The organism is Microlunatus soli, from assembly GCF_900105385.1.
Classification (GTDB): Bacteria; Actinomycetota; Actinomycetes; order Propionibacteriales; family Propionibacteriaceae; genus Microlunatus; species Microlunatus soli.
The window spans coordinates 210,592-230,838 of sequence record NZ_LT629772.1; the positions used below are offsets into that span (position 1 = coordinate 210,592).

Genomic DNA, 20,247 nt, shown 5'->3' on the forward strand with positions numbered 1-20,247 from the left:
TCGGTCCGGACGCCGCGCGACGAACCATTGAAGCGGTGTGCTGAGATGGGCCCATGACAGCAACCGGCTCCGCGCGTCGTACGGGAACTTCAGGGACCGCCGGCACCGCATCGACAGCGGAGCTGGGCTATCCGATCAGTGAACGCGTCCTGGACAACGGCCTGCGGGTGATCGCCAGCCCCGATCACGCCGGCGGGTCGGTGGCGGTCAACCTCTGGTACGACGTCGGATCCCGTCACGAGGAGCCGGGACGGACCGGCTTCGCCCACCTCTTCGAGCACCTGATGTTCCAGGGTTCGGCCAACGTCGCCAGCGCCGAGCATTTCGGCCTGCTGCAGCCGGCCGGCGCCTCGGTGAACGCCACCACCTGGTTCGACCGGACCAACTACTTCGAGGCGCTGCCCGCCGGCGGTCTCGATCTGGCGCTCTGGCTGGAAGCCGACCGGATGGGCACGCTGCTGGATGCCCTGTCGCAGGAGAACTTCGAGAACCAGCGCGAGGTGGTCAAGGAGGAGAAGCGGCAGCGCTACGACAATGTCCCGTACGGCGATGTGATCGAGTTGATCATCGGCCAGGTCTTCCCCGACGGCCATCCTTACAGCCACACCGTGATCGGTTCGATGGACGACCTGAACGCCGCCGGTGTCGAGGATGCCCGGAACTTCTTCCGGCGCTTCTACATGCCGAACAACGCCGTACTGTCGATCGTCGGTGATGTCGACGCCGAGACCGCCTTCGCCAAGGCCGAGCAGTATTTCGGCACCGTCCCGGCCGCCACCCGCCCGGAGAAGTTGATCACCGAACCGTTGCCGCCGCTGACCGGCCTGCCGCGGTTGGAGACCACAGCCGACGTACCGGCCGAGGCGGTCTATCTGACCTGGCGGCTGCCGGCGGACCGGGCTCCCGGCTACGACGCGCTGGAGTTGGCGTTCGGCGTGCTCGGCCAGGGCCAGAGCGCCCGCCTGACCAAGAATCTCGTTCGCGGGCGGGAGATCGCGGAGTCGGCGTTCGCCAGCGCGATGGGATTGGTCGGCGGCAACTCGCTGGGCATGGTCGGTGGTAGGACCCGCAGCGGCGTCACGCCGGAGGAACTCGAGGCCGCATTGATCGAGCAGATCGACGGTCTGATCACCGAACCGCCGACGGCTGCGGAGCTGGAACGGGCCAAGGCGCAGTTCGAGCGGCACTGGATGCACGAGCTCGCCCGGATCGATTCCCGAGCCGACCAGCTCAGCGGATTCGCCACCCTGTATGACGATCCGACCTTGATCAATACCCGCTTCGCCGAGATCGAGGCGGTCACCCCCGAGCAGGTGTCCGCGGCGATCTCCGACTGGTTCACTGCCGACCGCCGGGCAACGCTGATCTACCGCCAGGAGAGCTGATGACCACGTCCCCGCGTCCGACGAGCACGCCGCGCCCGACCATTGCGGCGCCGAAACCGTGGAGCTTCCCGACCCCCGACCGGACGACGCTGGACAACGGGCTGGAAGTGATCAGCTACCAGCTGCCGGGCCAGCATGTCGTCTCGGCGAGCCTGGTGCTGGATCTTCCGCTGGCCGCCGAACCGCGTGCGGTGGAAGGGATCGCGTCGATCACCAGCCGGACCCTGGACGAGGGAACCACGACGCACAGCACCGACGAATTCGCCGAGCTGTTGGAGACCGCCGGCGCCGGCTTCGGTGTCGATATCAGCTCCGCGGGCCTGCAGTTGATCTTGGACGTACCCGATCGGCGTCTGGATCCGGCTCTCGGGCTGCTCGCCGAAGCCGTGATCACCCCGTCCCTGGCGGCCGCCGACATCGACCGTCAGGTCCAGCTCCGACTGGCCGAGATCGAACAGGCCCGGGCCAACCCGACCCAGGCAGCAGCGATCGCCTTCCGGCGTTCGGTGTTCGCCGACGGGTCCCGCTACACCCGGATGACCGACGGCGAGCCGGACACCGTGCAGGCGATCACGGCCGATGCCGCGCAACGCTTCCACCGTGATCATTTCGGCCCGCGGGGCGCGAAGCTGGTGATCGCCGGCGAGCTGCCGACCGACGTGGATTCCCTGGTGGCCAAGCATTTCGGCGGCTGGCTCGGCGACACTCAGCGCGAGGTCGGGCACCAGCCGCCCGCCGCCGGACAGCGCCGAGCCGTCCTGGTGCACCGTCCCGGCGCTGTTCAGGCCGACGTCCAACTGGGTGGTTTCGGGATCGACCGCGCGGATCCCCGCTGGGCCGACATCAGTGTCGCCTCCTACATCATGGGCGGTGCGTTCCTCTCCCGGCTGAACAGCGTGCTGCGTGAGGACCTCGGCTACACCTACGGCGTGCGGATGGGCTTCCAGCCGCTCCGCGCCGGCGGCACCTTCGCGGTGTCCGGCTCGTTCCGGACCGAGGTGATCGGCGATGCCCTGACCCAGGCCCGCAGCCTGCTGTCGATCAAGGATGCCCCGTTCACTGCCGAGGAGGTGGGCAACGCCGTCACCTACTTCGCCGGTGTCTCCCCGCTCCGCTTCGCCACCGCCGACGGCGTCGCCGACCAGGCCGCCCTGCAGGCCTTGGCATTGCTCCCCGACAACTACATGGACCTGCGGTTGGCTGCCCTGCGCAAGGTGACGCCGGAGTCGGCCGCCGAGGCGTACACGTCGTTGGTCGATCCCGACCAGCTCACCCTGGCCATCTCCGGCGACGCCGAGCAGATCAGCCAGCCGCTGAAGGACGCCGGCTTCGAGGACCTGCAGACGATCGAGCTGTAGCAACCGGTGTCGAGCTCGACGCGGATCGGCGACAGATCATCCAGATCGTCGGCGGGCAGCTGCGCGTGCTCCATCCGTCCCGAGTGGCACTCGATCAGGATGATCGCTCACGAAATGTCTTGGCGGCGGCCCGGATGTTGTCGTGAAACGCCTGCCACCACGTGGCGTCGCCCATCTGCGTGATGTCGGAGCCCGTCGTGCCGTCGATTTGCTCACCGATGGCCCCTCTCGGTGTTCATCCGTCGGAACCCTGGCCTACACAAGATCCGGGATCGGTCGGCCCAGTTGCGATCATAGGGAGCATAGGGCTGATCCGGAGCGGACAGCGAGTAGCCGAACGCAATCGCTCGACTATCGAGTCGTCTGCACGGGTAGGGATCTCGGTCGCACGGCAGCGGCGAGCAGCAGCAAGGTCCCGGCAACGTAGCGGGCGCTTGCGGTGGCGCAGGTTGTTCGTGATCATGGTCACCAAGTTGACCGAGCAGATTGTCGTCCGAGACGCGTTTTGGCAGCAACCTTCTCGGGCAGCTTCGCCGCGCACCAAGCTGAGCGTCGGGAGGCAGAGAATGTCAGCCATCTCGTGGGCAGGATTCTCCTGGTGCTCAGTCGCAACATCCACACCGACACCGGATGTCTTGCGGACCGACCTGAAGAGCTCACCCACCTCCTCACCAAGCAGCAGACACTTCTGAAGAACTGATCGCCATGCCCACCGGACCGACAGTCAGGACACGTGATGATTGCCTAGTCGAGCGTCGACCGCCAAGAACGCAGCAGCACTGTGCTCTCCCCCTGGGGATTCGCCAGGGTCGCCGCCAGTGCTGGTGCGAAATCGGCGCCGGGTGTTCGTCGCAGACACCGCGATCAACCAGTGTCGCCGAACGCGGATCACCCAGGTCTCGAGTAGTTCCCGGGGATCTGCGCAGCGAGCCGACACCGTCACCAAGCTGACCGAGAGTTCCGCTGTGATTGGGCCTGTTCGGCAGCAAACGTCTCGGGCACGTTCGTCGGGCATCGGCATCCCGCACAGTCTCGGGCGACAGCGACGCACCCAGGACGTTCCACCGGGAACGCTCTGCCCACCCGGTTTGGATCGGCTCTCGGCAACCTACTCGAGCTTGGTGTTGTCGATCCTCGATCCTGCGAACTCGATCCTCGAGTAACTCGCAGACGCCGAACGCGACCAGTCAGAGGAGCAACGCGGAACGCGGGTCGCCCGCCCGACGTGCCGTTCGGTGTGGCTGAGGGGGCGCTGGGTGGGTCGGGCGTTTGCAACTCAGCTGGTCGAGCTTGCGAGACCAGGTGAGGCTGCGAGGGCGGGCGCCCCCTCAGCCACACCGAACGGCACCCCCCGTTACCTTTCTGGTGGCCCTTGAGGCAAGGGCTTCGGTCGCCGGGCTTGGTATGACTTACTGCCCCTGTTGTCAATGATCCGGGGGGTGTTGTCGCCGGGCCGGGTGGCATCGGGTGACCGCTGATAGGGACACGGCCCAGTGAGGTCTCGTCGTAACGTGGCTGCCGGGACTTGATGCCTGATCGGTGACCGACTCGACCGCAGAGGAGAGTCAGCGTTGGATGCAGACGAGCCGATCACGATCTGGTGCGGACTTGACGTCGGCAAGAGTGCCCATCACGCATGCGCGCTGGACAGGCAGGGCCACCGCGTCTTCGATGCCGAACTGCCGCAGGACCAGGAACGCCTGGAACGACTGTTCACCGAGCTAGCTGCTCGAGGACGAGTCCTCGTCGTGGTCGATCAACCCAACACGATCGGCGCGCTGCCGGTCGCGGTCGCTCGGGCGATGGACATCGAGGTCGCCTACCTGCCAGGGCTGGCGATGCGGCGGATCGCCGACTTGCACCCCGGCAGCGCCAAGACCGATGCCCGCGATGCCTATGTGATCGCCGATTCTGCCCGCACCATGCCGCACACCCTGCGCCGGGTCGACGTGGGCGAGGATGTGTTGGCTGAGTTGAAGGTGCTGATCGGATTCGACGACGACCTCGCTGCCGAAGCGACACGGTTGAGTAATCGGATCCGTGGCCTGTTGACACAGATCTTTCCTGCCCTGGAAAGGATCCTGGGCCCCCGCCTGCATACCAAGGCTGTGCTCGCGTTGATCATGAAATACGGCGGACCGCGGGGCATGGCAGCGGCCGGCCGAGCAAGGATGATTACGACCGCTACCGCAGCCAACCGCCGGGGCGCGGCAGAACTCGTCGACCAGATCGTCTCCGCACTGGCCGAGCAGACCGTCACCGTCCCCGGCGCAGCAGCAGCCGAACGCGTCCTGCCCAGGCTCGCCAAGAGTCTGACCGAGGCCCTGGATCAGCGGGCTCACCTGGCAGCCGAGGTTGAACAGGTGCTCGATGCTCACCCTCTTGCCGAGGTCCTGACCTCGATGCCCGGCGTTGGGGTCAGGACCGCAGCAAGAATCCTCGTCGAAGTCGGCGACGCGTCCACCTTCCGCACCAGCGGCCACCTGGCTGCCTACGCCGGCCTCGCCCCGGTCACCCGACGATCCGGCACTTCGATCCGCGGCGAGTTCCCGGCACGTTCGGGCAACCGCCACCTCAAACGAGCGTTCTTCCTCTCCGCGTTCGCAGCACTACGGGCCGACCCGGCCAGCCGGGCCTACTACGACCGCAAACGAGCCGAAGGCAAGAAACACAACGCCGCACTCATCTGCCTGGCGCGACGCCGCTGCGACGTCCTCCACGCCATGATCAGAACCCGAACTGTCTACCGCCCAAAGCTACCCGCAACCAGTTGACATCCGACATAGGGACACCCCCCCACCAAGATCGCGATAGGAAGCGAGGGTGAGCGATCAGCCGCCGCCCAACGCCTTGATGGCTGCCTGCACCGCATCCTGCGCTTTCTGGTTCTGGTCCTGGTATTCCGACAGGTTGCCGCCCTTGAGTGCCTCGTCGGCGGCCTTGAAGGCTGCGGTCGCGATGTCCAACTGCTCCCGGGCGGTGGCCTCGTCGGCCGGCCCTCCGGGCTTGCCGGTGCTGGCACCGGAGGTCCCGGTGCTTTCCTCACCGGTGCTGGCACCGGCGTCACCCTTGAAGACCTGGTCCAGGGCGTCCTGCAGGGTCGCGCCGATGCCGACATTCTGGCCGAACTTCACGACCACGTACCGCAGGATCGGATACTGACCGCCGCCGCTGCCCTGCTGCTGGGTGTAGATCGGCTGGACGTACATCAGCCCGCCGCCCAATGGCAGGGTCAACAGGTTGCCCCAGGTCACACTCGCAGTGCCCTGGGTGAAGGGTCTCAAGGCGGTGGCGACGGTGTCGTTGGCCCTGATCGCGTTCGAGGCCTGGCCCGGTCCGTCGATCTGACTTTCGGCGGGGACCCGGAGCAACTCCCACTTGCCGTAGTTCGGACTGGTCGGATCGGAGTTGACGGCCGAATAGGCGGCCATGTTCTGCCGGCCGTTCGGTACGTACACACTGGTCAGACTGAACGAACCACTCTCCTGGCCGGGCATCCGCACGGTCAAGTAATAGGGCGGTTCCTTGGTGTCCTCGCCACCGGCCGCGCTCGGATCCGAAGGCACCGTCCACTGGTCGGTGCCGGTGAACCAGTCGGCGGCGTCGGACACGTGGTACTTGCCGAGGATCTGCCGCTGCACCTTGTACATGTCCTGCGGGTAGCGCAGGTGCTTGGTCAGGTCAGCGCTGATGTCGGACTTCGGCTGCACGGTGCCCGGGAACGCCTTCTCCCAGGTCTTCAGCACCGGGTCGTTCTCGTCCCAGGCGTACAGCTTCACCGAGCCGTCGTAGGCGTCCACCACCGCCTTCACCGAGTTGCGCATGTAGTTGATCATGGTGTCCGGCTGGGCTCCGATGGTGCCGACCCGGCTGCGGGTGTCGCTGGTCGCGTCCTGCAACGAGACCCGCTGGCTGTTCGGGTAGGTGTCGGCAGTGGTGTAGCCGTCGACGATCCAGACCACGCGGCCGTCGACGACGGCCGGGTAGGCGTCCCGGTCGACGGTCAACCACGGCGCGACCGCTTCCACCCGCTGTTTGGGATCCCGGTCGTAGATGATCTTGGTGTCGCCCTTGGTCCGGTTGGACAGCACCAGGTTGGCGTCGAAATACTTCAGCGCGTAGATCAGCCGCCGCCAGCCGTTCAGCTGGACGCCGCCCTTGCCGTCGTAGGTGTTGTACTTCGGCCCGTTGTCCTTGCCGCCGGTCGGAGTGTCGAGTTCGAGGGAGTTGCCGTTCGGCTTGGCACCGACGATGGAGTAGGTGTCCTGCATCTCGCCGAAGTAGATCCGGGACTCGTGCTCCCCGAGCTCGCCGGTCGGTGGCAGGTCGCGTTCCAGCCAGTCCGGCTCGCCGTTGGGGCCGGCCTTGCTGCCGTTGGCCGCGACCATGCCGTAGCCGTGCGTGTAGACGGTGTGATCGATGTTCCAGTTGCGGTCCTGGATGCCGGCCATGTTGAGCTCACGGACCGACACCACCGCGTCGGTCGTCGCCTTGTCCTTGCCGAGCTGGTAGCGGTCGACGTCCAGCTCCGGCGGGAACTGGTAGTAGCCCTTGACCTGTTGCAGCTGTTCGAAGGCCTGACCGATCCGGGCCGGGTCCATCAATCGGATGCTGGGCAACACCGAGGCGTCCTGCCGCAACTGGCCGGCGGTGGCGGTGGTCTTGGCGTTGTACGTCGTGGTCTTGACATCGGAGACGTCGTAGGCGGCGCGGGTCGCGTCGATGTTCCGCTGGATGTAAGGACGTTCCTTGTCGCCCTCGTTCGGGCCGGCGGTGGTGCCCTGGACGATCGCCGGATACAGCAGGCCGAGGATGATCGAGGACAGCACCAGCAGCACCAGGCCGATGGTCGGCACCACCCAGCGACGCAGTACCGCGTTGACGAAGAACAGTGCCGCGATGATCACCGCGATCACGGCGAGGATGGTGTGCGCATTCAACGTCGCATGATCGGTGGTGTAGCGCAGACCGGTGAACCGCGGACCGTCGTCCAACTGCAGGCCGTAGCGGTCCATCCAGTATTGGGCGCCGCGGACCAGCACCGCCAGACCGACCAGGATGGACAGGTGCGCCTGAGCCGCCGGGGTACCACCGCGTCGGGGCGCGTTCACCCGGATCGCACCCATCACGTAGTGCACGATCGCCGCAGCCATCGCACTCAGCACCAGCGTGGTGAAGATGAAGCTCAGGATGTAACGCCACCACGGGTAGTCGAAGACGAAGAACGACACGTCGATCCCGAATTTGGGATCCTTGGTGCCGAACGGGGTCGAGTTCTGCCAGGCCAGATAGGTCTGGGCCTGGCCGGTGGAGACGCCACCGGCGAACAGTCCGGCGATCACGGCCAGCACCACCATCACGATGGTGAAGCGTGACTCCAGCATCATCCGGTAGCGCTCCAGCATCGGGCTGGTGTTGGCGGCCGCTCTGGAACCCGGACGGACCCGGTGCGCGATCGCCACGTTGGCCGCGACCACCGCAGCCATGATCAACCCGAACGAGACGAACAGCCCGGCCCGGACCAGCAGCAGCTTGGTGAACACCCCGGAGAAGCCGATCGATTCGAACCACAGCCGGTCGGTCCAGATACTGGTGTAGATCGCGATCGCCACCACCAGGGCGGCGATGATGATCAAGAACGGCAGTACAGCGCTCCGGCGCCGCTGCGTCCGCGCCTGCATCGTGCTCACGTGTTTCTCACTTCTCCTGAACTGTGCCGGTTTGAACGGTGCCAGGTTGACCTGTGCCGGGTTCGTCGTCGAGGTCTGGTTCGACAAGCGTATGCGCCAGTGCCTCGGTCAGCCCCGGAACCAGATCCGGAGCGCCGAGCAGGTCGTCGGGACGGGATCGCACCCGGGCCACCCCGTGCCGATGCTCGGCTCGGTCGACGCCGACGACGACCCGCATCTCCTGCTGCGCGGCGTGACCGGCGACGTACTCGGCGGCGGCCTGCGGATCGTCGGGGATGTCGGCCTCGGCGTCGGCCGGCAGGAAGCTGCTCTCCAGGGTCAGCGCGCAGCCGTACACCGCCTCCGGCCAGACGATCTCGGCCAGATCGGTCAGCAGGTCCGCCGACGGCTTGAAATGATCTTGTTCGATCGCGGTCAGCGCGTCCGGGTGACCGCCGTCAGCACTGCCGCGGAGGCCGAGCTGCTCGACCAGTTGCGGTTCGGCGGCGATCACCGCATCGGTGCGGACCAGCGCGAACAACCGCGGCGGCTGATCCCAGCCACCCTGACCGACGTGCCGTTCGAGCTCGAGCAGGGCCGCCACCAGGGCATCGGAACCGTCTGCACCCTGGTCGGTGTCGATGGTGGTCGGATCGTCCGGATGATTCTCAGTCATTGCTCGTCTCGGGTCGGGTTCGGTTGGGTCGGATGCGATCGGGATCGGGTCGGATGGGTCAGCAGTGCGGCAGGTCCGCGGTGTGGTGGTCGTTCAGGTCGTCCAGTGCACCGATCGCGTCCTGCAGCGTGCCGACCTTGATCAACTGCAGGTCGGTCTTCAGCCCGGCGAGATCCTCACAGTTGGCCGCCGGCACCAGGAACACCGTCGCCCCGCCGGAGGTCGCAGCGCCGATCTTCTGTTGGATACCGCCGATCGGGCCAACCGTGCCGTCGGCGCTGATCGTGCCGGTCCCTGCCACCCGTCGGCCCGCCAGCAGTGGGCCGGGGGTGATCTTGTCGTAGATCGCCAGCGAGAACACCAGTCCGGCGCTCGGCCCTCCGATCTCTTCACCCAGGTCGAAGGAGATCTTCGGACCGTACTGATAGCCGTTGCCGATGGTGATCCCGGACAGTTGATCGGTGTTGCTCTCGTCGTCGGCTCCTCGGGCGACCTTGATCAACTTCTGCTTCCGGTCTCGCAGCACTTCGAAGATCAGTGTGCTGCCGGGCCGGCGGTCCCTGATCAACTCGGCGGCCTGATCATTGGTGGTGACGTCGGTGCCGTTGATGGAGACGATCAGATCGCCCGGCTGCAGCTTGTTGTAGGAGGAGCTCCCCACCGTCACCGAGGACACTGCCGGGCGCTGCACGATCCGTTGGCCCGCCGCCCGGAGCGCTGCGACCACCGAATTGTCCTGCGAGGTCTCCATCATCACCCGCTGCTCGCTGTTCACCTGGTCGGCGGTCTTGCCCGGTGGGTAGACGATGTCGCGAGGCATGGTGTCGCGATGCGGCAGCCAGTAGGACAGCAACGCCTCCGGCAGCGAAAGTCGGGAGTCGGCCCTGGTCTCCGACACCGTGGTCAGACTGAGCTCGCCGGTCGTCGGGTAACTGGTGGTGCCGCTGATCTTGATCACCGGGGTGTTGCCGACCTTGCCCAGGGTGTTCGTGGTCGAACCCGGCGTCCAGCTCACGTACGGGACCGGCAACGTGACCATCCCGACCGCTACCAGCACGAAGGCCAACGCGGCCACGAAGGCGGTCCAGGTCTGCCGGGTCAAACTCGCCTGCCAGGACCTGCTCCGGGTCTGGCCACTCATGGCAGGCCGACCCATTCGGCGACTCCGTCGTCGAAGGTCTGTTCCTTCCAGATCGGCACGCCCGCCTTCAGTTCGTCGATCAGCTGTCGGCAGGCGAGGAATGCTTCGCCCCGGTGTTCGGCGCCGACCGCAACCACCACGGCCAGATCGCCGATCACGAGGTGACCGACCCGATGCTCGACGGCAACGGCACGTACCCCGTGTACGGTCGCGGCACGGGCGGCGACCTCGGCGAGTCGATCGACGGCCAGTGGATGAGCGGTGTAGTCCAGCGAGGTGACGCCGCGCGTCGTCCCCGCGGAATCGCCGTCGATCGTCGGATCAACGGGCGCATCGTGATCACGGACCGTGCCGACGAACAGCACGATCCCGCCGACCGCGGGGTCGTTGACCGTCGCGAGCAGCCGATCGACACTCAACGGCTGCTCGGTCACGGCCGCGACCCGAACCGGTTCAGACATGAAGTCAGCCTACTTGGCGACCCTGTGCACTCTCGCGACCGCGTACCGCGTCACCGGGCGCCGTCGCCGCTGATGCGGCCGAGCCACTCGCCGAGCAGCAGCCGCTCACCGTCGCTGAATGCCGACAGCGCAGGCACAACAGCTCGCAGGGTCACCGCCGCGGCCGCTGCGGCGGCGTCGTCGGAGACTGCGACCGCGTCTTCGGGTGCCGGCGTCAGCACCTGTCCGAGAACGGCGGCGAACATGCTGGCAGCAAGGTCCTGATCGCGTTGCTCGGGCGGCATCGCGAGCAGCACCTGGACGGTGCCGATGCCGGCGGCGTGGATCAGGTCGACCGCATGGTCCTCCCGCACCCGGAGTCGACCGTGCGTTGCGACCCGATGCACTCGCGCCCGCAGGATCTCCCGTCCGGTCCGGGCGGCCGGAGAGTCCAGTGCATGGTTCGGGTCGTTGAGCAGCCGGAAGATCGCGGGGTTGGCCAGGCCGAAGTCGATCTGGGTGTCCCATCCGATCCGCAGGTCCTCGATCGGATCGACAGCGGTCGCCGACGCCGCCCGGACCACCTCTGCCTTGGCAGCCACGTGGTCGGCCATCACCTGCTCGGCGACGGCCTGCATCAGCCCGTCCTTGTCGCCGAAGAGCCGATAGATCGTCGGTGGTTGCGCTCCGGCAGCCTCGGCGACCCGGCGGGTGGTGACTGCCTCGGGTCCCTGGTCGCGGAGCAGTTGCGAGGCGACGTCGACGATCCGGGAACGCACCTCGTCCCGGCCGGCTGCCTGTACGGACTCGCTCACGGTCCAACGATAACGCAGATACGTTAGCGCTGTATTTCCAGTGATAACATCACACTGATTCCATCGTTATTAGGAGATGTTCATGATCGTTGTCACCGGGGCCACCGGCGCCCTGAACGGCGCAACCGTCGACCACCTGCTGGAGCGGATGCCGGCCACCGAGATCGCGGTGGCCGTCCGCGACCCGGCCAAGGGCCAGCGCTTCGCCGACCGCGGTGTCACCGTCCGCCACGGGGACTACGCCCAGCCCGACTCCCTGCCCGCCGCCTTCACGGGCGCCGACCAATTGCTGCTGGTCTCCTCCAGCGATCCGGCGGCCGACGCCGTGGCCCTGCACCGGACCGCGATCGACGCTGCGGCCGCCGCCGGCGTCGGGCGGATCCTCTACACCAGCCACCAGGGCGCGGCCGCCGACAGCCCGTTCGGACCCGCTCGGGATCACTTCGCCACCGAGCAGCTCCTGGTCCGCTCCGGCATCGCCTGGACCTCGCTGCGCAACGGCTTCTACGCCCACAGCCTGACCTGGCTCGCCGGTCCCTGGCAAGACACCGGCCGGATCACCGTTCCGGCCGACGGCCCGGTGTCGTGGACCGCACGCGAGGACGCCGCCGAGGCGGCCGCGATCATCCTCGCCGAAGGAGCCGGCTACGACGGACCCGTCACCCTGACCGCCGACGCCGCACCGACCTTCGTCGACGTCGCCGAGATCGCCTCCGAACTCGTCGGCCGGACGATCGAACGGGAATTGGTCGAGCCGGACGCCTGGCTGGCCGGGCAGGCGACGGCCGGCCTCCCCGAAGCCGCGGCCCGCTTCACCCTCGGCATGTATCAGGCCGCCGAGCAGAAGTACTTCGCCGGCACCGATCCGTTGCTGAGCAGGCTTCTGGGCCGCCCGGCGCGGTCCGTACGCGATGTTCTCGGTTCGGCCCTCGGGGAGTGACGGGAGGACCACACCGCGGTGCCGAGCCCGCCGGCAGGGCCCCGATGCCTCCGCTGGTAGCGAACGACACGCGCCCTGCTCTTCGATGAGTTGGACCGGTGCGCTTCAATGGACTGTCTGGACTTGAGCGAGGTCGGCTCAGGTACTGACGTGATCAACCGACGACTCCAACAGGAGCAGTGATATGGCCGACGATTCGCGACCTCGCGACGAAGACCTGCCCGAGGACCCGTTCGGCGAGGGGAACGGTAGCGAGGCCGGCAGTGGCAGCACCGGTGGCAGCGAGCCGCAGCGGCCACTCGGCCCGACGCCCGGCGACCACTCCCCTTCCTCGCCCGGAAACGGCCCGATCGGCTTCGGCAGCACCGGTGCCGGCGGCAATCAGGCCGGAGCCAGCGGCAATCAGAACCCGTTCGAGGCGTTGTTCGGCGGGATGGCTGGGCCAGGTGGCGAGATGCCGGACATGAATGCCCTGATGCAGCAGCTGCAGGGTGCGTTCCAGATGTTCGGCGGCGGTGGCTCGATGTTCCCCGGTGCGGCGCCGGACGGCGGCGTGAACTGGGACGTCACCAAGGACACCGCCCGCAAGACCGTTGCGGCCAAGGGCTCCGATCCGACGCCGGACGACGGCCAGCGCCGGGCGATCGTCGACGCGGTGTCGTTGGCCGAGACCTGGCTGGATCAGGCCACCGAACTGCCTCGCGGAGCCCGTACGGTCGCGGCCTGGAGCCGGGCCGACTGGGTGGAGCGGACGATGCCGGTCTGGCAACGGCTGATCGAGCCGGTCGCCACCCACATCGCCGATGCGATGGAGGGTGCCCTGAGCCTCGGTGGCGAGGACCAGCCGGGCCTGCCGCCACAGATGCAGGGCATGGAACAGATGTTGCGGCCGATGCTGCGCAGCTCCGGCGCGAGCATGTTCGGGCTGCAGGTGGGCCAGGCCCTCGGCACCCTGGCCACGGAGGTCAACGGCACCACCGACATCGGCCTGCCGCTGGCACCGGAGGGGCAACTGGCGCTGCTGCCGACCAACGTCGCGGCGTTCGCCGAGGGCCTGCAGCAGTCCGCCGACGACGTCCGCATCTACCTGGCGCTGCGGGAGGCCGCCCGGCAGCGGTTGTTCGCCTCCGCGGGCTGGCTGCGGGAGCAGATGCTGGCGCTGGTCGCGGAGTACGCCCGGGGGATCACCATCGACACCTCCGCGCTGGAACAGGCCGTCGGCGAGATCGAGGGCGGCAACATGGAGGAGCTCTCCTCGGCACTGGAAGGTGGCCTGTTCGAACCGCAGAAGACGCCGGCCCAGAAGGCGACCCTGGAGCGGCTGGAAACGATGCTGGCGCTCGTCGAGGGTTGGACCGATGACGTGGTCAGCCAGGCGGCCGCCCGCTGGATGCCGTCGGCGGAGGCGATCGCGGAGATGGTGCGCCGGCAACGCGCGACCGGTGGCCCGGCGGAGGCGACGTTCGCGACCCTGGTCGGACTCGAGTTGCGGCCACGGCGGCTGCGTGATGCGGCCAACCTGTGGGCAGCGGTCCGCGCCGAACGCGGTGCGGCCGGGCGGGACGCGATCTGGGCCCACCCGGACCTGCTGCCGGGCTCGTCGGACCTGGACGATCCGATCGGTTATGCCAAGGGCGAGCACAAGTCCGGCGAGGACGACGCCTTCGACGCGGCCCTGCAGGAACTGCTGAACGATCCCGGCAACTCCGCCAAGGGTGATGCCGGCCGGAGCAGCGACAAGCAGGACGGGGACGAAGGGAATGACGGCCAGGGCGGGGACGACACCAAGAATTCCTGACCTGCGATCAGAGCCTGGCGCACCGGTGGTGTGCCAGGCTCTGTCGATCCCAGGATCGCCGGTGCCCTTCACGATCGGCAGATTCGGGTGCAGAGTTGCTGTCGGAACTTCCCCTCCGGAAGTTGATCTTCGAAAGGAACGGCTATGACCCGCACCGCCCTCCCTGGCGGCACGTTCACCCTTGCCGAGGACATCACACTCACCCGGTTCGGCTACGGCGCGATGCAGTTGGCCGGTCCCGGCGTCTTCGGACCGCCGAGGGACCGCGACGCCGCGATCGCGGTCCTGCGTGAGGTGATCGAACTCGGGATCAACCACATCGACACCTCCGACTACTACGGACCGTATGTGACCAACGAGATCATCAAGGAGGCGCTGCACCCCTACCCCGATGATCTCCATCTGGTCACCAAGATCGGATCCCAACGGGACGACGAGGGCAACTGGATCCCGCATCTGACCTCGGAATCACTGCGGCAGCAGGTACACGACAACCTGGACCGGCTCGGACTGGACGTGCTCGACGTCGTCAACCTCCGGGTCGGCGGCTTCGCCGGTCCCGAACCGGGCTCGATCGCCGACAAGGTCGAGACGATGGCAGCCTTGCAGGCAGACGGCCTGATCAAGCACATCGGGATCAGCACGGTGAACGCCGATCAGCTCGCCGAGGCGCAGTCGATCGTGCCGATCGTCTGTGTGCAGAACATGTACAACATCGCCCACCGCGAGGACGACGAACTGGTGGATTCCCTTGCCCAGCAGGGAATCGCATACGTCCCGTACTTCCCACTCGGCGGCTTCTCCCCGTTGCAGTCCGAGGCGCTGGACAAGATCGCCGCCGGCGCCGGCAGCACCCCGCTGGCCGTCGCACTGTCCTGGTTGCTGCATCGCTCGCCGAACATCCTGCTGATCCCGGGGACGTCATCGGTCGACCATCTGCGCGATAACGTCGCCGGCGCCGGCCTGGAACTCTCCGACGACACGCTCACCGAGCTGAACGCCATCGCCGGGTGAGTCTTTCTCGAACCTGCCAGGAGGTGCTGGTCCGGTGGTCACCGCCGGACCAGCAGCAGTCGGCATTGCGCGATCGGTACCTTGATCATCTGCGGAGTACCTCCGACGGCTGGTCCCGGAGTTGCGCCGGACAACATCTGACCGCGAGCAGCCTGATCATCTCGCCCGATCGTGACCGGGTGCTGCTCACCCTGCATGCCCGGATCAAACGCTGGCTGCAGACCGGCGGCCACATCGAGGCCGCCGATCCCGACCTCGGCGCCGCCGCACTCCGGGAGGCACGGGAGGAGTCCGGGCTCGCTGATCTGGTGCTCGGTGACCTGCTGCTGTTGTCTCGGCACGAGGTGCCCTGCGGCCCGGTCCGGCCCTGTTTCCATCTGGACGTGCAATATCTGGTCACCGGCGACCCGGACCAGCCGCCGGTGATCAGCGACGAGTCCGCCGACGTCCGCTGGTTCGGTCTGGACGAGTTGCCCGAGCTCGATCAGTCCGTCCGCGATCTGATCAGCGCAGCGACTGCTGCTCCAGCGGGGTAGGCAGTCACCTCGTCACCGCCCCGGGCCGCAATCCCCTTCGCGCGATCAGCCGAGCGGCGCGGTGATCAACAGCCGGACGTTGTCCCAGCCCTCCAGCCGCGGATCGAGCCGGTGAACCGCTTCGGGCGTCCGGAGCCGGTGCCAGCCCGGGGTGTGCACCACCAGATTGCGGCGCGGTGCGGCCTCGCCGAGGTCCTGGTACGGATCGAGGTCAAGATCGAGGTCGCGATCGAGCCACGCCGGCCAGGGCAACCGGACACCGGCAGCGGCCAGCCCGGCACCGCCGATCTCGGGCGCCAGGGCGACATCTGCCCGGGCCAGCGCCTTGGCGATCTTGGCGATGATCAGCTCCGGTAGGTCCGGGACGTCGGCGGCAACGACGATCAGCTCGGTCGCGTCGTCGAGCTGATCGGCGATCGCGCGGACGGATCGTCCGTCGCCGGCGAACACCCGATCGCTGGGCCAGCGGATCTCCTCCAGCGACTCGGCATCGCCGGCCAGCCCGGCCCGGATCTCCGACAGTCCGGCGATCACCTCGTAGCTGTCGGCCAGACACGCCTCGGCGTAGGAGTCGGCCGCGATGCCCGGTGGCGGCACGGCTCGATAGCCCGCCAGCACCACCGCCCAGCGCCCGGTTGCAGGCCCGCCCGTCATCCGACGTCCCCGCGGCCTGCGCCGGTGGTCCCCGACGCCGCCTGGAAACCCTCCAGATATCCCTGCGCCTTGTCCGCCTCGGGATAGACGTTGACCAGCCGCCAGAAGCGCCGGGAATGGGAGGCCTCGACCAGGTGCGCCAACTCGTGCAGCAACACGTAGTCCACCACCCAGGACGGCATCGGCTGCATCCGGTGGGACAACCGGATCGCTCCGGAACTGGGCGTACACGAACCCCAGCGGTGATTCTGATTGGTCACCCAGGTCACCGAGGACGGCTCGGGGGCATGGCCCAGTTGGGGTGCCAGGTAGCGCTCGGACAGCTCCCGGGCCCGCTCGGCCAGGGCGACGTCACCGCGCGGAGCGGCCGTCCGGGACTCCCGGGCCAGCACCTTGGCCACCATGTCCTCGACGTAGACCCGCTCGTCGGCCTTGGTCATCCGCTGCGGGATCAGCACCACGATGCTGTCGGCCTCCCGGTAGGCGGTCACGGTGCGCTTGCGGCGGGCACTGCGCCGGACGACGACGGTCGGCGCCGGGCCGGCACCGTCGGGCGCGGCACCGGCGCCACTGGACACCAGTGGAGACGGCGCCTCGGTCTCCGCGGTCGGATCCAGCAGTGACGGCTGCGCCGGGTCCCGCCGCCCGCTTCGTCGCGCCATCGCCCCTCCCTACCTCGGATCCGCCTGCGTTGGATCTGCCTACCCGGGTGCTGCCCGCTCTCGGGTCCGGTTGGGCAACCCCAGACCCGACCTGACTCTTCCAACGGTAGCCGTGGACGCCGACATCTCACGGACTGACCACGCGGGAATAAATTCCGAGACCCGGGTGAACGACAGGTGTCCACAAGCCGACACGCGTACGACCGGGCAACCACCCTGCGGCGTCCACACCGCGAGGCGGACGGTACACAGTCCGTCCACAGGGTTATCCACCGCGGTGGATCCCGTCGAGGTTTGACGTGTGGACGATTTACCCAATAACGTGCAGATCACGAAACCTCCGGATGGTCGGCACGCTCGCAGGGGAAGGCAAGCGATCCGATGTTCCTGGAGGTTTCGTCTTTTTCGGCCCACTCCCAGGGCAGGAGACGGGGTCGGGCCCGACACACCGAGGCGCGGACCGGTGTCGACCCTCCGTTTGAGGCATACTCACGTACAGTTAACGGCGCGAAGAGACCTTTTGCGCACGTACGAGCGAGGAGACAACGTGGCAGAGACCTACAGTGGCGAGTTTTACTGTGTGAAGTGCAAGGCGAAGCGCGAGGCCACCGGCGAGGTCCAGGTGAACGACAAGGGCACCCGGATGGCCAAGGCGAAGTGCCCCGAGTGCGGGACCAACCTGAACCGCATTCTCGGAAAGGCCTGACCGACAGGTTCAACCTGCGACGACTTCCCACGGGGACGACACCACCACGGTGCCGTCCCCGTCGTCATGTCAGAACCGGCCCGGCCAGCCTCCCTGTGGATGACGGCCCGTCGGTCGGCTCGATCGGCCGCACAATCATCGGATGCTGGACATCGGCCCTGACATGGCGACTCGATCGGTCCCCCGGCTCGCGCCCTGGCTGCCCCTGTTGCAGCGTGGCCCCGGAGAACTGCAGGTCGGGATCGGCGCCGAAGCAGGGCTGGTGCTGTCCGGCGTCCCTGACGGGGTCGAGCAGGTCCTCCAGCTGGCTGACGGGCGACACACCACGACCGAACTGCACTTGCAGGCCATCCGTCGGGAGATCGAACCGGCGCTGATCGACCGGATCCTGCGGCTGCTGCAGACCGCGGGCCTGCTGATCGAGTCCGACGCCGGCAGCAGCCGGCTGATCGATCTCGACGGTCTACGGGTCCGTCTGCTGGGAGCGGGTGTCCTCGGCAGCGCGGTGGCCAGGACGGTGCTGCGAGCCGGCGCTGCCCGGCTCTACCTGGTCGACAATGATCCGGTGGATCCGACGACCCATCCGCGCGCCGGCCTGGCCACCACCCAGGCCGAGGCGCTCGCCGTCGGACTGGACGACCGGGTCGAGGTCGTCGACCATTGGAGCAAGCCCGAACATTCCGCACCGGATCTGACCCTGATCGCCACCGATCTGGCCGAACCGGACCCGGCGATCGGGGACGATTTCGTCAGCACCGGCCATCGCCATCTCTATCTTCGGCCGACCCGCGGCGGCGCCGTGGTCGGCCCGTTCGTCCATCCCGGTCGGACGCCGTGCCTGCGCTGTCTCGACCTGACCCGCCGCGACGCCGACCCGCGGTGGCCGACCCTGCTCCCCCAGCTCTGCCGGACCAGGCTGCCGATCGACCGGGTGCTGGCCGACTGGGCGGCCTCGACGGCCATCACCCAGGTCGTCTCCGACCACGCCGGCAGGCTGCCGAGCACGCTGTTCGGCACGCTGGAGATGACCGCCGACGAGTGCGAGGCGAAGTTTCGACGGTGGCCGATGCACCCGACCTGTGGGTGCGCCGGATGAGAGATGACGGTGAGCAACAATGGCGGTATGAGTTCGGACGACAAGTCGCTGGCCCGGTCGGCCCTTCGGCGAGGTGCCAAGTTGGCCTCACTGCCGTTGGGAGTCGCGGGTCGCAAGACGCTCGGTTTCGGGCGCCGGCTGGGCGGGCAATCCGCCGACACGGTGAACGAGCAACTCCGGGAGCGGACCGCCGAGCAGCTGTTCCGGGTGCTCGGCGAGCTCAAGGGCGGCGCGATGAAGGTCGGCCAGGCGATGAGTCTGTTCGAGGGCTTTCTGCCCGATGAGGTGGCCGGGCCGTATCGGGAGAAGCTGTCGATGCTGCGCGACTCCGCGCCGCCGATGCCGACCTCGCGGGTGCACACCGTGCTGGCTCGCGAACTCGGGGCCGATTGGCGCGACCGATTCATCAGTTTCGAGCCACGGCCGGCCGCGGCCGCCTCGATCGGCCAGGTCCATCGCGCGGTCTGGCACGACGGCCGGACGGTTGCGGTCAAGGTGCAGTATCCGGGTGCCGATGAAGCGCTCCGCTCCGACCTCAAGCAGCTGTCCAGGATGGCGTCGATCGCCGGACCACTGGCCGGTGGGATGGACGTCCGTGCCGTTGCCGACGAGCTGACCGCCCGGATCGACGAGGAGCTGGACTATCGGCTGGAGGCCCAGGCACAGTCCGGCTTCGCCGAGGCCTTCGCCGACGACCCGGAATTCGTCGTACCGCGGGTGCTGGATGGCACCGGCAAGGTGCTGATCAGCGAGTGGATCGACGGTGTTCCGTTGACCACGATCGCCGATTGGCCCGATGACGACCGCAACGAGGCCGGGCTGAAATACGTACGTTTCCTGTTCGCCGGCCCGAGCAGGGCGGGGATGCTGCACGCCGACCCACATCCGGGAAACTTCAAGATGCTGCCCGACGGACGACTCGGCGTGGTCGATTTCGGCCTGGTCGCGCGGATGCCGGCCGGGCTGCCCGACGAGATCGGCGAGACCCTACGGATCGCGATGACCGGCGACGCCGAGTCCGCGGTCGCCGGGCTGCGGCAGGAAGGCTTCCTCACCCATGACGTCGACGCCGAACTGGTGATGGACTACCTCGCTCCGTTCGTGGAACCGGCGGCAGAACCGGAGTTCGCCTTCGACCGGGCCTGGATGCAAGGGGTCTACCGGCAGGCCAACGGTGACACCGCGGCCGCCGCCGAATTCGGCCGGGCCTTCAATCTGCCGACCGACTACCTGCTCATCCACCGGGTCTGGATGGGTGGCATCGCCGTACTGTCCCAGCTGCGGATCACCGCCGGGTTCCGGGCGGTGCTGGACGAGTTCCTGCCCGGATTTGCCGCCGAGCCTGCCTGACCCGCAC

17 protein-coding genes are annotated in these 20,247 nt (G+C 67.7%); 10 read left to right on the forward strand and 7 right to left on the reverse strand.

Going from position 1 to position 20,247, the window contains the following annotated elements; genetic code table 11:
• Positions 1-53: 53 nt before the first annotated feature.
• The 3 genes from BLU38_RS00920 to BLU38_RS00940 all read left to right on the forward strand — a co-directional run bounded on the left by BLU38_RS00920 (position 54) and on the right by BLU38_RS00940 (position 5,517).
• Positions 54-1,385, forward strand: a complete 1,332-nt coding sequence (locus BLU38_RS00920) for a M16 family metallopeptidase (RefSeq protein WP_091518422.1) — start codon at positions 54-56, stop codon at positions 1,383-1,385.
• Positions 1,385-2,743 (forward strand): M16 family metallopeptidase, encoded by a 1,359-nt coding sequence (locus tag BLU38_RS00925; RefSeq protein WP_091518426.1) that lies wholly within the window; start codon positions 1,385-1,387, stop codon positions 2,741-2,743. Before BLU38_RS00920 ends, BLU38_RS00925 begins: the two co-directional genes overlap by 1 nt.
• A 1,571-nt stretch (positions 2,744-4,314) precedes the next feature.
• Positions 4,315-5,517: an IS110 family RNA-guided transposase gene (locus BLU38_RS00940; RefSeq protein ID WP_157683124.1), complete on the forward strand. Its 1,203-nt coding sequence runs from the start codon at positions 4,315-4,317 to the stop codon at positions 5,515-5,517.
• Between the two features lie 57 nt (positions 5,518-5,574).
• On the opposite strand, the gene BLU38_RS00945 is transcribed toward BLU38_RS00940, so the two are convergent.
• The 5 genes from BLU38_RS00945 to BLU38_RS00965 are packed head-to-tail and all read right to left on the reverse strand — an operon-like array spanning position 5,575 to position 11,484.
• Positions 5,575-8,424, reverse strand: coding sequence for a UPF0182 family membrane protein (locus BLU38_RS00945; protein ID WP_091531559.1), 2,850 nt, complete (start codon positions 8,422-8,424; stop codon positions 5,575-5,577).
• Between the two features lie 16 nt (positions 8,425-8,440).
• Entirely contained in the window at positions 8,441-9,088 is a 648-nt protein-coding gene (locus BLU38_RS00950) for a PPA1309 family protein (protein ID WP_197679942.1), read from the reverse strand.
• Positions 9,089-9,146: 58 nt separating this feature from the next.
• Complete coding sequence (locus BLU38_RS00955) at positions 9,147-10,229, reverse strand: YlbL family protein (protein WP_172836039.1); 1,083 nt, start codon at positions 10,227-10,229, stop codon at positions 9,147-9,149.
• Positions 10,226-10,690 (reverse strand): molybdenum cofactor biosynthesis protein MoaE, encoded by a 465-nt coding sequence (locus BLU38_RS00960; RefSeq protein WP_091518440.1) that lies wholly within the window; start codon positions 10,688-10,690, stop codon positions 10,226-10,228. The genes BLU38_RS00955 and BLU38_RS00960 overlap by 4 nt, the downstream gene beginning before the upstream one ends.
• A 50-nt stretch (positions 10,691-10,740) precedes the next feature.
• Complete coding sequence (locus BLU38_RS00965) at positions 10,741-11,484, reverse strand: TetR/AcrR family transcriptional regulator (protein ID WP_197679943.1); 744 nt, start codon at positions 11,482-11,484, stop codon at positions 10,741-10,743.
• 82 nt (positions 11,485-11,566) lie between these two features.
• Between BLU38_RS00965 and BLU38_RS00970 the strand changes: the two genes are divergently transcribed.
• From BLU38_RS00970 to BLU38_RS00985, 4 genes are all read left to right on the forward strand, one after another.
• Positions 11,567-12,424 (forward strand): NmrA family NAD(P)-binding protein, encoded by an 858-nt coding sequence (locus BLU38_RS00970; RefSeq protein WP_091531562.1) that lies wholly within the window; start codon positions 11,567-11,569, stop codon positions 12,422-12,424.
• Positions 12,425-12,608: 184 nt separating this feature from the next.
• Positions 12,609-14,222 carry a zinc-dependent metalloprotease gene (locus BLU38_RS00975; RefSeq protein ID WP_091518448.1) on the forward strand — a complete coding sequence of 538 codons (1,614 nt, stop codon included), beginning with the start codon at positions 12,609-12,611 and terminating at the stop codon, positions 14,220-14,222.
• Positions 14,223-14,366: 144 nt separating this feature from the next.
• The gene (locus BLU38_RS00980; protein ID WP_091518451.1) at positions 14,367-15,236 is read left to right on the forward strand and encodes an oxidoreductase; all 870 of its coding nucleotides are present in this window, start codon (positions 14,367-14,369) and stop codon (positions 15,234-15,236) included.
• Positions 15,233-15,772 (forward strand): NUDIX hydrolase, encoded by a 540-nt coding sequence (locus BLU38_RS00985; protein ID WP_091518454.1) that lies wholly within the window; start codon positions 15,233-15,235, stop codon positions 15,770-15,772. The genes BLU38_RS00980 and BLU38_RS00985 overlap by 4 nt, the downstream gene beginning before the upstream one ends.
• Before the next feature lie 45 nt (positions 15,773-15,817).
• Here BLU38_RS00985 and BLU38_RS00990 read toward each other — a convergent pair whose 3' ends face one another.
• Both BLU38_RS00990 and BLU38_RS00995 read right to left on the reverse strand, forming a co-directional pair.
• A complete protein-coding gene (locus tag BLU38_RS00990; protein WP_157683125.1) occupies positions 15,818-16,426 on the reverse strand; it encodes a hypothetical protein in 609 nt (202 codons plus the stop codon).
• Complete coding sequence (locus BLU38_RS00995; RefSeq protein WP_091518460.1) at positions 16,423-17,088, reverse strand: M48 metallopeptidase family protein; 666 nt, start codon at positions 17,086-17,088, stop codon at positions 16,423-16,425. Before BLU38_RS00995 ends, BLU38_RS00990 begins: the two co-directional genes overlap by 4 nt.
• 547 nt (positions 17,089-17,635) lie before the next feature.
• Between BLU38_RS00995 and BLU38_RS31135 the strand changes: the two genes are divergently transcribed.
• The 3 genes from BLU38_RS31135 to BLU38_RS01010 all read left to right on the forward strand — a co-directional run bounded on the left by BLU38_RS31135 (position 17,636) and on the right by BLU38_RS01010 (position 20,240).
• Positions 17,636-17,794 carry a DUF5679 domain-containing protein gene (locus tag BLU38_RS31135; RefSeq protein WP_091531565.1) on the forward strand — a complete coding sequence of 53 codons (159 nt, stop codon included), beginning with the start codon at positions 17,636-17,638 and terminating at the stop codon, positions 17,792-17,794.
• A 142-nt stretch (positions 17,795-17,936) separates the two neighbouring features.
• Positions 17,937-18,890 carry a ThiF family adenylyltransferase gene (locus tag BLU38_RS01005; RefSeq protein WP_091518463.1) on the forward strand — a complete coding sequence of 318 codons (954 nt, stop codon included), beginning with the start codon at positions 17,937-17,939 and terminating at the stop codon, positions 18,888-18,890.
• A 27-nt stretch (positions 18,891-18,917) separates the two neighbouring features.
• Entirely contained in the window at positions 18,918-20,240 is a 1,323-nt protein-coding gene (locus BLU38_RS01010) for an ABC1 kinase family protein (RefSeq protein WP_091531568.1), read from the forward strand.
• The last annotated feature ends 7 nt before the right edge of the window (positions 20,241-20,247 follow it).